We start from the raw sequence: 12,651 nt of genomic DNA, 5'->3' as shown, positions 1-12,651 counted from the left end.
TGTGTGCAGATGATTTCCAATGTGAATCGATTGTCCCTGGCGGTCGGCATGGTCATTGCGACCCTGGTCGGTCAGGCCGTGGCAGCGCCTGCGCCCTCGGAAAACGCCACGATCAATCTGATCCGCTTGCTGGTGGAGCAAGGCGTGTTGAAACAGGACAAGGCCGACAAGTTGATCGCCCAGGCCCAGAGCGAGGCGGATCAGGCCCGTAGAACCGCTTCCGCACCGACCGCCGTTGCCGCCAGCGGCCCGGCCGCCGCACCGGGCGATGTGCGTGTGCAGTACGTGCCGGCCGTCGTGCGCGACCAGATCCGCGATCAGGTCAAGGCTGAGGTCATGGCCACCGCCAAGCAGGAAAACTGGGCACAGCCCAACACGTTCCCGGACTGGGTGTCGCGGGTCAGCTTCGACGGCGATATTCGCCTGCGGGACGAATCGCGCTACTACTCGGGCACCAACAGTAACGAAATCGTCGACTTCGCCAAGCTCAACAACAACGGCCCGTACGACGTGAACCCCAACAGCAGCACCAGCCTGCCGCCGTTGCTCAACACCCGCGAAGACCGCGAAAACCTGCTGCGCTTGCGTGCGCGCCTCGGTATGAAAGCGGTGATCGCGCCGGACTGGACCGCCGGTATTCGCATTGGCACCGGTTCCGACAACAGTCCGGTGTCGACCACCCAGACCCTCGGTGGTGGCTTTGGCAAGAAAGACATCTGGCTCGATCAGGGCTACCTGACCTGGAAAGCCACCAACGAGTTGACCCTGACCGGTGGCCGCTTCACCAACCCGTTCTTCTCCACGGACGTGCTGTATTCCAACGAGCTGAACTTCGACGGTATCGCGGCGATGTTCGACCACAAGCTCAACCGCGATTGGGGCATGTTCGGCACCGTCGGTGCATTCCCGATCGAGTACACCAACGACACCAGCTCCAGCAACGGCTTCGACAAGGAAGAGAGCGACAACAAATGGCTGTTCGGTGCGCAGATCGGCACCAACTGGGCCATCAACTCCAGCAACCGCCTCAAAGGAGCGTTGGCCTACTACCGCTTCGACGACATCGAAGGCCAGCGCTCCAGCCCTTGCGAACCGTGGGCCGGCGCGCCGGGCTGCGACTCCGACGGCAGTCGTTCGGCCTTTATGCAGAAGGGCAACACCGTGTTCTTGCTGCGCGACATCACGCCGAACCCGCTCAGCCCGGCGACCACGCCACAACCGCAATACGTCGGCCTGGCCTCGGAGTTCAACCTGCTGGACCTGAACTTTGTCTGGGACAGCGACTTGCCGGAAGACTTCAAACTGCGCAGCCAGGCCAATTACGTGCACAACCTGGGCTACGACGAAGGCGACATGCGCAAGCGCGCGGCGGGACAGATCGTCAACAACCTCGACAGCGATGGCGACATCGAAAGCGGCGCGAATGCGTGGATGGTGCAATTCACCCTCGGCAGCGCCCTGGACATGAGGAAGCAGGGCGACTGGAACCTGTTCGCCGGCTACAAGTACATCCAGCCGGATGCCTTGCCGGACGGTTTCAACGATTCCTCGTTCCACCTGGGCGGCACCAATGCCAAGGGTTACTTCCTGGGCGGCAACTACGGTCTGGCCAAGAACGTCTATGCCTCCGGTCGCTGGCTGAGCTCAGAAGCGGTGTACGGCGCGCCGTTTGATATCGACGTCTTGCAGCTTGAGATCAACACGCGCTTCTAAGGCGCAGGGAGAGCTTGATGAACAGAAAAATCCTGTTGTTTGCCCTGGGAGCGCTGGTGGCTCAAGGGGCGAGCGCCGAAGGCATGGAGGAACGCTTGCGCACGCAATTGCGCAGCACCACCCAACAGTTGCAAGCCTTGCAAAGCCAGCAGGCCCAGGCCAGTGCCGCACAGGTCGCGGCGCAAGCCGAAGCCAAGGCCGCTCAGGCGCAGATCAAGCAATTGACCGCTGAGCTGGCCAAATACAAGGGCGCGGCTGAGCAACTGGCGAGCCAGCAAGACAGTTTGCACAGCCAGGCCCAGGCACAAGTGGCGGCCAGCAACGAGCAGATCGGCAAGTTCAAAAAGGCTTACGACGAACTGTTGGTGATGGCTCGCGGTAAAGAAACCGAACGCGCCCGACTCGAAGCGCAATTGACTGAACGTGACACACAAATGCAGCAATGTTCGGTCAAGAATCAACAGATGTATGGCGTGGCCAAAGAGATCCTCGCGGCGTATGAAAAAATCGACGTCGCCGAGGTGATGAAGATTCGCCAACCGTTCGCCGGCACTGCCCGGGTCAAGTTCGAAGAACTGGCCCAGGGCTTTGGCGACGAGCTCTACAAGACTCAATTCGACGCGCCTCAGGCGGCGGTCACTCACTGAAAACAGGGAAGAACTTCACATGACTCAATTGATCGCTCACGTATCGCCACAATCGCTGACCGAAGTGCTGCAAGCCGCCGGCTATCGCGTTAATCAAACCGATCAGAATGGCATCGTGCAATTGCTCAGCGCGAGTCAGGGCATCGGCTATGCCGTGCGTTTCGGCAATCTGGCGACGGAGCAGGGCACTTATGTCGACTTCACCTTCAGCTGCGCCTTGCGCGTGCAAGGTGACTTGCCGGCCGGGCTGGCGGAACTGTGGAATGCCTCGCGTCGGTTTGCCCGGTTATCGGTGCAAGGTGAATTCCTGGTGATGGAAATGGACGTGGTGGTGGCCGCCGGTGTCAGCGCCGATTACCTGCGCGGCAATCTGGAACTGTGGGATCGCCTGTTGCAGGAGTTCATCGTTTACCTGCGCGACTACAGCCAGAACGCGGCGCAGTTGCAGGCCCAGGCTGAAACTACAGAGCAAGAGGTTGCAGCCCTGTGAAGAAGCGCACGGTAGTGGCCAGCGCAGGGGCGCTGGCCGTAGTGGTAGTTGCGGTGGTTGCGGGTTTGCGACCGGGGAACGATCCGGTGGCGGCACCGCAACCGGTAAAATCGCTGGCGGTAACGAATGAACCAGCAGTGGCGCGACTCGGCAATCAGCAGGTCGCCAGCGAAGAACTCAAGGCATTGCTGGCGTCCTTGCCAGCGGAGAGCCGGGATCAACTGCGTGGCAATCGCGCGACACTGGAAAGCTGGATTCGCTCGCGCCTGGCCGAGAAAGCGGTACTCGAACAGGCTGATGCCCAAGGCTGGCGCCAGCGCCCTGATGTCGAGCAGCAAACCCGTGCTGCCACCGAGCAGATCGTCTTCCGCAACTACTTGCAGTCAGTCAGCCAGGTGCCGGCGGATTACCCGAGCGCCGCTGAATTGCAGCAAGCCTATGATGCAGGCAAGTCAGAGTGGGTGACGCCAGCGTTGTACCGGGTCAGTCAGATCTTCCTCGGGGTGAGCGATACGCAGAACCTCGAAAACGTGCGCAATCAAGCCCAGGAACTGAGCCGCAAAGCCCAGGCCACCCCGGCAGATTTTGCGGCGTTGGCGGGGCAGTACTCGCAGGATCGCGCCAGCGCCGAGCGCGGTGGTGACACCGGGTTGCAACCGCTGGCGCAACTGGTGCCGGAAGTACGCGGTGCGGTTTCGCGACTCAAGGTTGGTGCCGTGTCCGAGCCGGTGCAGAGTTCGGCAGGCTTCCATGTGATCAAGCTCACCGAGTTGCAGCCGGCGCGGGTAGCCACGCTGGACGAACTGCGCGAGCGTCTGACCCAGGCCTTGCGTGCCCAACGTCAGGAACAGATCGCCAAGGCCTACCTGGAAGGCATGCTCAACACGGCTACGCTGAGCATCGACGGTGCCGAACTCAACAAAATCCTTGATGCAAAAGACCAGTAACTGTAGGGCCGGGCACGTTGAGGCATCGCCGTATACCAACAAAGATCGACAGGGAGTCATCGATGTCATTGACCGAATCAGCAGGACCTCGGAGTGTCGCCGACTACCGATCCCCGGATGCCAAATCCGAGTCGTGGCTGGCGCAGGCTGCGGGGATCGATGTCGAGGTGGTGCAGTATTTTCTGGTCAGCGCACGCTGTGGCTGTTTCATGCAGGCTGCCCGCAGCCTCAATGTCCGGCCGACCATCCTGCGCAAACTCCTCGCCCAACTGGAGGAACAACTGCAAAGGACGCTGTTCATGTTCAAAGACAGCTCACTGACCCTCAGTCGTGATGGCCAGCAGTTACATGCCCGCTTGATTGCCTTGACTCATGAGCGCACGTTGCCGGTAGTCGAACAACCGCTGATTCGACTGGCCGTGGCGGAAACCATTCTGCACGACATCCTCGGGCGCGATCTGGTTTCGTTGTTGCGCCGCAACGCCAGCGTGCGCCTGGACATCATCTCGATCGACAGCGATTTGTCCCTGCAAGCCATCAGCGCCGATGTGGTGCTCTGGCTGGCCGGGACCGAATCGCCAGTGCCCGGCCCGAGTTTTTCCACCAGCAAGCCCCAACCGCTGGCGCTTCTGGACTACCAACCGCACATCGCCAAGCGCTATTCGCGTGTGACATCACGCCCGGAAACGCTCGATGACCTCGTCGATTTCCTGTTGGTGCAATGGCAGCATGACCGGCAGATCGAGAGTTTCCGGCCGTGGAACGCGCTGGTGGATCAGCGCCTGGCCGGCGTGGTGCAGTTGCACTCCTATGAACTGATGCTGGAGATGATCCGTTGCAGCGCTTGCATCGGCCTGTTGCCGCAATACATGGGCCGCTTCGATCGCGGCCTGATCGAACTGCCGGGGTTGTTCAGTCAGCCGATGCAGCGTCAGGTGTGGTTGGCGGTGAATGCCGAGTCCCGGGATGAGGCGCAGGTGCAGATGATTGTTGAGTTGATCCTCAGCACGTTCGAGGAGCGACGGGAGTGGTTTGAGGGCTGACCCCGATAAAAATGTGCGAACCTGCTCGCTCCCACAGGGCGCTCGCCAGCTTTGAGGTTTGCGAGATACAGTGAACGGCCATGTCTGCCTCAAGGATGAAACACCCATGCCTGCCACTGATGCTGTCATTACCCTCGAACGCCTCAACGAGTCCCATATCGAAGGCATCACCGCGCTTTACAACGAGCCGGTGGTTGCCCGTCAAACGCTGCAGTTGCCATTTCCCACCAGCGATATCTGGCGCAAGCGCCTGGTCTCGGACAACGAGCGGGTGATGCAACTGGTGGCGCTGCATCAAGGCACCGTGATCGGCAGCCTCACGCTGGAACAGTTTTCACGTGTTCGTCGTAGCCATGCCGGCAGTTTCGGAATGGGCGTCGCGCAAGCGTGGCAGGGCAAGGGCGTCGGTTCCAAACTGCTGGCGGCAGCCCTGGACATCGCTGACAACTGGATGAACCTGCACCGGGTCGAGCTGTCGGTGTACGCCGATAATGAGGCCGCAATCGGGTTGTATCGCAAGTTCGGTTTTGAAACCGAAGGATTGCTGCGCGACTACGCCGTGCGAGACGGTGTCTGGGTGGATAGCTTGAGCATGGCGCGACTGCGTCGACCCAAGGCTGCCTGATACGGGACGAATGCCAGCGCCGTTCGTGCTTTTAGTCGTACGTCGGCAACGCGCTTCTGCCATGCTCAAGGTTCGCAGCACGGCTTCAATCAAAGGAACAGCGCAATGGACGACGTACAGCAACTGGGCGAGATGCTTCGTCACTACGCAGAAAGCGAAGTGCACAAGAAACAGCTGTTCGAGTCGCAGTCGGCCGAATGGGCGACGCGCATTGGCGAATTGTTCGATCAGATCCAGCAGTGGCTGGCGCCCGTACTGGCACCGCATCTGCTGGAGGTCAGCCGTGAAGCGTATGTCGCGTCGGGGCCGAGTGCTCCGGTCGAGACATCGACTTTCAAGACCGAAAAGCTGAGCATCCTGATCGCCGGCAAACCGGTGGATTTCGTGCCGGATGTGATGGGTGTCGGCGGGCTGATTTCCGTGGCAGTGACGGGGTTTACCGGCGCACGCGTTGGCAGTGTGTCGCTCGTGTGCCTGCCGCCGGCCACGAGCTGGCAGTGGCGCAAGACCAATGGCCTGAAGGACCCGGATACTTTTGCGTTCGACGCGAACTTTCTGGCGCAGCAACTGCAAAGCCTGATTCCCCGCGATCGCAGCTAAACCCCCGGTAGGAGCGAGCCTCAGATTTCGAGGTTGCCCCACCCCGGGTTTGGCTCTTCAGGCGCAACTACCTTCACCGTCTTGCCCGTCGCCAACTCCACCCGCTTTGCTACTTCCGGGTCATCGGCAAACGGGATCAGACTGGCGTCGTCCAGGCTTTCGACGCTCTGGTGGCGCAGGCAGTACTCGATGGCGAACCACAAAAATGCCACGCCCAGAATGTTCAATATGACTTCAGTCATCAGGCTATCTGTGCCTCACGTTCGGCCATCGACACATCCGCAACCCGCACCGTTCGCCATACGTTGTACGCCATCAGCAACATGCCGCTGAGGAAAAACACGCCACCGGTAAACCGCACCACAAACCCTGGATGGCTGGCCTGCAAGGCTTCGACGAAGGAGTAAGTCAGCGTGCCGTCGTCGTTGATTGCGCGCCACATCAGGCCCTGGGTAATGCCGTTGACCCACATCGAGGCGATGTACAGCACCGTGCCGATGGTCGCCAGCCAGAAGTGCGCGTTGATCAGCGGCGTGCTGTGCATCTGCTCGCGGCCAAAGACCTTCGGCACCATGTGGTACGTCGCGCCGAAGGTGATCATCGCCACCCAACCCAAAGCACCGGCGTGCACGTGGCCGATGGTCCAGTCGGTGTAGTGGGAGAGGGCGTTGACGGTCTTGATCGCCATCATCGGTCCTTCGAAGGTCGACATGCCGTAGAAGGCCAGCGACAGCACCAGAAAACGCAGGATCGGGTCGCTGCGCAATTTATGCCAGGCACCCGAGAGGGTCATCATGCCGTTAATCATCCCGCCCCAGCTCGGCGCCAGCAGGATCAGCGACATGGCCATGCCCAGCGACTGCGCCCAGTCCGGCAGCGCGGTGTAGTGCAAATGGTGCGGACCGGCCCAGATGTACAGGGTGATCAACGCCCAGAAATGCACGATCGACAGGCGATAGGAATACACCGGCCGTCCGACCTGTTTCGGCACGAAGTAATACATCATCCCGAGGAACCCGGTGGTGAGAAAAAAGCCCACGGCGTTGTGCCCGTACCACCACTGCAGCATGGCATCGGTGGCCCCGGAATACACCGGATAGGACTTGAACCAGTCCACCGGGATCGACAGATGATTGACCACATGCAGCATGGCGATCACCACGATGAACGCGCCGAAGAACCAGTTGCCGACGTAGATGTGCCTGGTCTTGCGTTGCACCACGGTGGTGAAGAACACGATGGCGTAGGCCACCCAGACCACGGTCATCCACACCGCGCCGGTGAACTCGATCTCGGCGTATTCCTTGGTGGTGGTGTAACCCAACGGCAGGCTGATCAGCATGATCACGATGACTGACTGCCAGCCCCAGAAGGTGAACGCAGCCAGCGTGTCCGAGAACAGCCGTACCTGGCAAGTACGTTGCACCGCGTAGTAACTGGCGGCGAACTGCGCACTGCCGGCGAACCCGAAAATCACCAGGCTGGTGTGCAGCGGTCGCAAGCGGCCGAAGGTGGTCCACGGCAGGTCCAGGTTCATCTCCGGCCACACCAGTTGCGAGGCGATCCACACGCCCATCGCCATCCCCACGACGCCCCAGAACACGGTCGCCACGATGAATTGGCGGACGACCTTGTAGTTGTAGGCCTGTCCGATCGTTGTTGTGCTCATGGTCAATGCTTCCACGGTTGCAAAGTCGTGTTGCACTGTAAAAATCTGACCGGAAACAAAACAGGCTCAGGGAAATTTCATTTATGCAGATCAGATTTTTCTCATGCCCGCTGCTGTCGGCTGCGTACTGATACGGTTTTATAACGTTCAGGTGAATCTGTAACGTGCTGCGCCGCAGGTTCAAAGTCAGCACCACACACCCGTAGCAGCTGCCGAGCAACGCGAAGGGAATGCGATCAACCCTGATGAGGTAGCGACATGTATCAATACGATGATTACGACCGGGCGCTGGTGTTCGAACGGGTTGCGCAGTTTCGCGATCAGGTCGAGCGCTTCATGGCTGGCGAGCTGAGCGAAGAAGAGTTCCTGCCGCTGCGCCTGCAAAATGGCCTGTACATGCAAAAGCACGCCTACATGCTGCGGGTGGCGATTCCCTACGGCACCTTGAGTGCCCGGCAGATGCGGACGCTGGCGAGCATCGCCCGGGACTACGATCGCGGCTACGGCCACTTCACCACCCGGCAGAACATGCAGTTCAACTGGATCGAACTGGCTCAGGTGCCGGACATCCTCGAACGCCTGGCCCAGGTGGAAATGCACGCGATCCAGACCTCTGGCAACTGCGTGCGCAACATCACCACCGAAGCCTTTGCCGGGGTCGCGGCGGATGAAATGATCGACCCGCGACCGCTGGCGGAAATTCTGCGGCAGTGGTCGACCATCAACCCGGAATTCCTGTACCTGCCGCGCAAGTTCAAGATCGCCATCTGCTCGGCCGAGCAGGATCGCGCGGCGATCATGATGCATGACATCGGCCTCTATCTTTATCCCGGCGACGATGGGCAAATGCTGATGCGGGTGATCGTTGGCGGTGGTCTGGGGCGCACGCCGATCCTGGGTTTGCAAATCCGTGAAGATTTGCCGTGGCAGCATCTGTTGTCTTATGTCGAGGCGGTGCTGAGGGTGTACAACCGTCATGGCCGGCGGGACAACAAGTACAAGGCGCGGATCAAAATCCTGGTCAAGGCGTTGGGCATCGAGGCCTTCGCCCGGGAAGTGGAGGAGGAGTGGCAGTACCTCAGGGACGGCCCGGCGCAACTGACCGAAGGCGAATACGAGCGCGTGGCCAGTGCCTTCGTCGCACCGCCATACCGCGAGCTGGCCCACACCAACCTTGATTTCGGCACGCAACTGTCCGAACACCCGGCATTTGCCCGCTGGGTGCTGCGTAACGTACAGCCGCACAAGGTATCGGGCTACGCCAGCGTGGTGTTGTCGACCAAACCGGGCGAGTCTGCGCCGCCGGGCGATGTCACTGACGTGCAAATGGAGGCGGTGGCGCAGTGGTCCGAGCGCTTCGGTTTCGGTGAAATCCGCATTGCCCACGAACAGAATATCGTCCTGCCGGATGTGCCCAAGGCCGACCTGTTCGTGTTGTGGCGCCTGGCCTGCGAACACAACCTGGGCAGCGCCAACGTGGGCTTGCTCACCGATATCATTGCCTGTCCCGGTGGTGATTTCTGCGCGCTGGCCAACGCCAAGTCGATTCCCATCGCCCAGGCTATTCAGGCTCGCTTCGAAGATCTCGACTACCTGCATGACCTGAGTGACATCAGCCTCAACATCTCCGGTTGCATGAACGCCTGCGGTCACCATCACATTGGCAACATCGGCATTCTTGGTGTCGATAAGAACGGCAGCGAGTGGTATCAGATCACCCTCGGTGGCTCTCAGGGCAAGAACAGCGCATTGGGCAAGGTCATCGGCCCGTCCTTCAGCGCCGCCGAAGTACCGGATGTGATCGAGCAGATCGTCGACACCTTCGTGCGCTATCGCGAGCGCGAAGAACTGTTCGTCGATGCCTTCCAGCGAATCGGGCTGGAGCCGTTCAAGGAAGCGGTTTACCCGAAAGTGCTTGAGGTGTCGGCATGAACAATCTGTTGCGGCTGGAAGAGGGCGTGGCTGGGATTGTTGCGGATGATCCGTGGACGCTCGTGCGTGACCCGCAAGCACCGTTGCCCGAAGGTGCAGTGATACTGCCGCTGAGCCGTTGGTTGGAAAACCCGCAGCAACAGGCTGTATGGCTGGGGCCGGACGATGAGGTGGAAAACCTCAAACCATGGATTGCCCAACTGCCCTTGATCGCCCTGGACTTCCCGAGTTTTCGCGATGGTCGCGGATATAGCCAGGCGTATCTGTTGCGCACTCGATTGGGTTGGACCGGCGAATTGCGCGCCATCGGCGATGTGCTGCGCGATCAGCTCAGCCACATGCGTCAGTGCGGTTTCGACAGTTTCGCGGTGCGTGAAGACAAATCCGCGGAAGATGCGTTGAAGGGGCTGGTGGGGATGAGCGTGTTGTACGGGCGTTCGGTGATTGAGCCGCGGCCGTTGTTTCGGCGGCGCTTATAGCAACAAGATCAAAAGATCGCAGCCGCGGCAATGCCTGCCGCAGGCTGCGATCTTTTGGTGCTGCCTCGATTACTTCAACGCCGGATCCCCCATGTTCATCTTCTTCCAGCCCTGCAACAGCACCTGAGCCTTGGGTTCCTGCCCGTTATTCAGGTAGTACTGGATCAGTGACAACCGCGCGTTGCGGTTGGCCGGCTGTACTTTCAACAGCCGTTCCAGCTCTTCACAGGCTTGATCAATCTTGCCGCTGTCGTGCAGCGCTACGGCCAGAACGTAACCGTACTGCGGACTCTGCGGCTCCAGTTGCGCGGCTTTGCGCAGGTATGGCATGGCCTGATCCGCTTTGCCGGCACGTACCAGCGACAAGCCCTGGGTGTGCTGCAGCAGGGCGGCGTCCGGGTGTTCCTTCAGGCTTTGTGCGAGTAGCGCCTGAGCCTCTGCGCTGCGGCCATTGGCTTCCAGCCACTGCACCAGCGTCACCAATGCCGGGTAGAAATCCGGGTCACGCTGGAGTGCGGTGCGCAGCAGACCTTCGACCTCGCCGCTGCGGCCATTGGCCTGATACAGCATGGCCAGGTTGAGATTGGCTTCGGCGCGTTCGGCGAGGCTCTTCTGCACCGCTTCGTATTCGCCGATGGCGGTATTAAAGCTGTCTTGCGCAGTGCCCAAGCCGTTGCGCGCCACGCTGAGCAAGTCCCGGGCCGCCGCAATGCGTACGGCTTTTACCGGGTCGCTCAGCAACGGCGTCAGCAGCGGTGCACGCTCCGGTGGCGGCAGGAATGCGCTGATCGCCCGCACGGCGCTTTCACGCACTTGCGGTGCGGAATTGCTCAAGTCCTTGGTGGCCAGCTTCAGCGCTTGTTCACTTGGATACATTGGCAACTCGGTCAGCAGGGTCGCCCGTTGAATCGCCGGCAGGTTGCTGCGTTGCAGCTGCTCATACAAGGCTTGCGCCGCCCCGGGCTGGCCGTTGCGGATCAGCCACAGGCTTTCGTCGTAGCGCGGGGCTTGCACCGTACTGGTGCTGTTCCACAGCGTGAACTGCTCAGTAACCTTGTCGCCGGCCTTGCCTTGGTGGCAAGTCAGGCAGGCGTCCGGCGTACCGAGTTTCTTCGCCCGTTCGGGGTTGGGAATGCTGAAGCTGTGGTCGTGGCGGAAATCATTGCCCATGTAGAACTTGCCGGGCATGTGACAATCGATGCACTGCGAACCCGGTTGGCCCATGGTGTGGCGGGTGTGTTCGATGGAGTCGTAGTTTTTTGCTTGCAGGCCTTTGCCGTCGACACCTTCCACTGAAGTCTTGCCCGCCGTGTTGTGGCATTGCAGGCAAACGCCGTTGCCCGGCGCCTTGAGTTGAGTGCTGTGGGGGTTGTGGCAGTTGCTGCAGCGCACACCCTTGTCGAACATTTTGCTCTGAGCAAACGAGCCGTGTTCAAACACCTCATCCTTGATCTTGCCGTCCAGCGCATACAGTTCGCGGGTCAGGGTGCTTGGCAAATAGTCATCCATCAGCCGGTTGCCGACGGTAAATCCATCGCCCAGCGGCGCGCGACGGGAATGGCAGCGGGCGCAGGTTTCGATCTCGACGGTGGCGTTCTTGTCCTTGAGGTCTACGGCGAAACCGGCATGGATCAGGTCGGTTTTTTTCGCCGTCCATTCAAGGTGGTTGGACGCCGGGCCATGGCAGGCCTGACAGCCGACGCCGAGACTGTTCCACTGGCTGTCGAAGGTATTTTTGGCCGCATCGAAATTACGTTTGTAGCCTGTGGTGTGGCACTCGACGCACATGAAGTTGGCGTTCTGGCTCGGTTTGCTCCAGTGCAGCGGGTCCTTGAAGGTCACGCCCTGGCCCGGATAGAGATGAAACCAGCGATGTTTCTCAGCATCCCAGGCCACGCCGAGAGCTTGCAGGCGGCCCTCGCCAACCTCGATCAGATACTGCTGCAACGGTGCAATGCCAAAGGTATAGGCGACCTTGAAGTCGGCGTTCTTGCCATCGATGCCGGGCGTATTAACCCAGAAACCGTCGTTCTTGCGCGAGAAACGGGTGGTTTCGTTTTCCGCCTTGAAGGTGACGTTGTTGAAATCACCGAGCATGGTTTCAGCGTTGGCTTCCTGCATCGCCAATTGGTGATGCGAGCCTTGCCAGTCCTTGACCTGGGCACTGTGGCAACCCTGGCATTGTTGCTCGTCGACCATTTTTGCCGGCGCCAGGGCAACCGGTTGGGGTTGCGGTTTGGCCGGTTGCGCAGCGGGCGCAATGGTCGGCGCATAGGTCACGGGAGCCGGTGTGCTGCTGAGCAGAAACCAGCCGATACCGGCGACGGCCAGGAGCAGGGCGCCAATGGTGACGGGGAACAGGTAGCGACTCTTCAGGTTGGGACGCGAATCAGGGTTTGGGTTTACAGCTTTATTTTTATGTTTCGGCATTGCGACTTCCGTAGTCCAGGTGCGTTTGCCGTCAGGCGCGCGTTCTTGCTCGATGCAGCTTTGCCGGATGGCCGGC

General features: G+C 60.3%; 12 protein-coding genes. 9 read left to right on the top strand and 3 right to left on the bottom strand.

Annotated features, from left to right (window positions below; all coding sequences use genetic code 11):
- Nucleotides 1-9 precede the first annotated feature (9 nt).
- From ACNYC6_RS01515 to ACNYC6_RS01485, 7 genes are all read left to right on the top strand, one after another.
- The gene (locus ACNYC6_RS01515; protein ID WP_419710759.1) at nt 10-1,713 is read left to right on the top strand and encodes a putative porin; all 1,704 of its coding nucleotides are present in this window, start codon (nt 10-12) and stop codon (nt 1,711-1,713) included.
- A 17-nt stretch (nt 1,714-1,730) separates the two neighbouring features.
- Complete coding sequence (locus tag ACNYC6_RS01510) at nt 1,731-2,360, top strand: DNA repair protein (RefSeq protein WP_419710758.1); 630 nt, start codon at nt 1,731-1,733, stop codon at nt 2,358-2,360.
- A 19-nt stretch (nt 2,361-2,379) separates the two neighbouring features.
- Entirely contained in the window at nt 2,380-2,850 is a 471-nt protein-coding gene (locus ACNYC6_RS01505) for a YbjN domain-containing protein (RefSeq protein ID WP_419710757.1), read from the top strand.
- Nucleotides 2,847-3,797 (top strand): peptidylprolyl isomerase, encoded by a 951-nt coding sequence (locus ACNYC6_RS01500; RefSeq protein WP_419710756.1) that lies wholly within the window; start codon nt 2,847-2,849, stop codon nt 3,795-3,797. The genes ACNYC6_RS01505 and ACNYC6_RS01500 overlap by 4 nt, the downstream gene beginning before the upstream one ends.
- Before the next feature lie 62 nt (nt 3,798-3,859).
- A complete protein-coding gene (locus tag ACNYC6_RS01495; RefSeq protein ID WP_419710755.1) occupies nt 3,860-4,840 on the top strand; it encodes a LysR family transcriptional regulator in 981 nt (326 codons plus the stop codon).
- 106 nt (nt 4,841-4,946) lie between these two features.
- On the top strand, nt 4,947-5,465 hold the full coding sequence (locus ACNYC6_RS01490) for a GNAT family N-acetyltransferase (protein WP_419710754.1): 519 nt from the start codon (nt 4,947-4,949) through the stop codon (nt 5,463-5,465).
- 105 nt (nt 5,466-5,570) lie between these two features.
- On the top strand, nt 5,571-6,065 hold the full coding sequence (locus ACNYC6_RS01485) for a hypothetical protein (protein WP_419710753.1): 495 nt from the start codon (nt 5,571-5,573) through the stop codon (nt 6,063-6,065).
- Between the two features lie 20 nt (nt 6,066-6,085).
- On the opposite strand, the gene ACNYC6_RS01480 is transcribed toward ACNYC6_RS01485, so the two are convergent.
- Together ACNYC6_RS01480 and ccoN are read right to left on the bottom strand one after the other, a co-directional pair.
- Nucleotides 6,086-6,307 carry a cbb3-type cytochrome c oxidase subunit 3 gene (locus ACNYC6_RS01480; protein ID WP_419710752.1) on the bottom strand — a complete coding sequence of 74 codons (222 nt, stop codon included), beginning with the start codon at nt 6,305-6,307 and terminating at the stop codon, nt 6,086-6,088.
- Entirely contained in the window at nt 6,307-7,734 is a 1,428-nt protein-coding gene (gene ccoN / locus ACNYC6_RS01475) for a cytochrome-c oxidase, cbb3-type subunit I (RefSeq protein WP_419710751.1), read from the bottom strand. The genes ACNYC6_RS01480 and ccoN overlap by 1 nt, the downstream gene beginning before the upstream one ends.
- 258 nt (nt 7,735-7,992) lie before the next feature.
- Between ccoN and ACNYC6_RS01470 the strand changes: the two genes are divergently transcribed.
- Together ACNYC6_RS01470 and ACNYC6_RS01465 are read left to right on the top strand one after the other, a co-directional pair.
- Nucleotides 7,993-9,666 carry a nitrite/sulfite reductase gene (locus ACNYC6_RS01470; RefSeq protein WP_419710750.1) on the top strand — a complete coding sequence of 558 codons (1,674 nt, stop codon included), beginning with the start codon at nt 7,993-7,995 and terminating at the stop codon, nt 9,664-9,666.
- Nucleotides 9,663-10,145: a DUF934 domain-containing protein gene (locus ACNYC6_RS01465; protein ID WP_419710749.1), complete on the top strand. Its 483-nt coding sequence runs from the start codon at nt 9,663-9,665 to the stop codon at nt 10,143-10,145. The genes ACNYC6_RS01470 and ACNYC6_RS01465 overlap by 4 nt, the downstream gene beginning before the upstream one ends.
- A gap of 69 nt (nt 10,146-10,214) precedes the next feature.
- On the opposite strand, the gene ACNYC6_RS01460 is transcribed toward ACNYC6_RS01465, so the two are convergent.
- Nucleotides 10,215-12,575, bottom strand: a complete 2,361-nt coding sequence (locus ACNYC6_RS01460) for a tetratricopeptide repeat protein (RefSeq protein WP_419710748.1) — start codon at nt 12,573-12,575, stop codon at nt 10,215-10,217.
- Nucleotides 12,576-12,651: the final 76 nt, after the last annotated feature.

Origin of the sequence: Pseudomonas sp. NFX224, from assembly GCF_048565165.1 — a bacterium.
In the GTDB taxonomy this organism is placed as follows: Bacteria; Pseudomonadota; Gammaproteobacteria; order Pseudomonadales; family Pseudomonadaceae; genus Aquipseudomonas.
Note: the sequence above shows the minus strand (reverse complement) of the source record. Positions and strands in the feature narration are given on the sequence as shown.

Coding starts and splice junctions, on each gene's coding strand:
- ACNYC6_RS01515 (WP_419710759.1), top strand. CDS start 10: ATGATTTCCAATGTGAATCGATTGTCCCTGGCGGTCGGCATGGTCATT.
- ACNYC6_RS01510 (WP_419710758.1), top strand. CDS start 1,731: ATGAACAGAAAAATCCTGTTGTTTGCCCTGGGAGCGCTGGTGGCTCAA.
- ACNYC6_RS01505 (WP_419710757.1), top strand. CDS start 2,380: ATGACTCAATTGATCGCTCACGTATCGCCACAATCGCTGACCGAAGTG.
- ACNYC6_RS01495 (WP_419710755.1), top strand. CDS start 3,860: ATGTCATTGACCGAATCAGCAGGACCTCGGAGTGTCGCCGACTACCGA.
- ACNYC6_RS01490 (WP_419710754.1), top strand. CDS start 4,947: ATGCCTGCCACTGATGCTGTCATTACCCTCGAACGCCTCAACGAGTCC.
- ACNYC6_RS01485 (WP_419710753.1), top strand. CDS start 5,571: ATGGACGACGTACAGCAACTGGGCGAGATGCTTCGTCACTACGCAGAA.
- ACNYC6_RS01480 (WP_419710752.1), bottom strand. CDS start 6,307: ATGACTGAAGTCATATTGAACATTCTGGGCGTGGCATTTTTGTGGTTC.
- ccoN (WP_419710751.1), bottom strand. CDS start 7,734: ATGAGCACAACAACGATCGGACAGGCCTACAACTACAAGGTCGTCCGC.
- ACNYC6_RS01470 (WP_419710750.1), top strand. CDS start 7,993: ATGTATCAATACGATGATTACGACCGGGCGCTGGTGTTCGAACGGGTT.
- ACNYC6_RS01465 (WP_419710749.1), top strand. CDS start 9,663: ATGAACAATCTGTTGCGGCTGGAAGAGGGCGTGGCTGGGATTGTTGCG.
- ACNYC6_RS01460 (WP_419710748.1), bottom strand. CDS start 12,575: ATGCCGAAACATAAAAATAAAGCTGTAAACCCAAACCCTGATTCGCGT.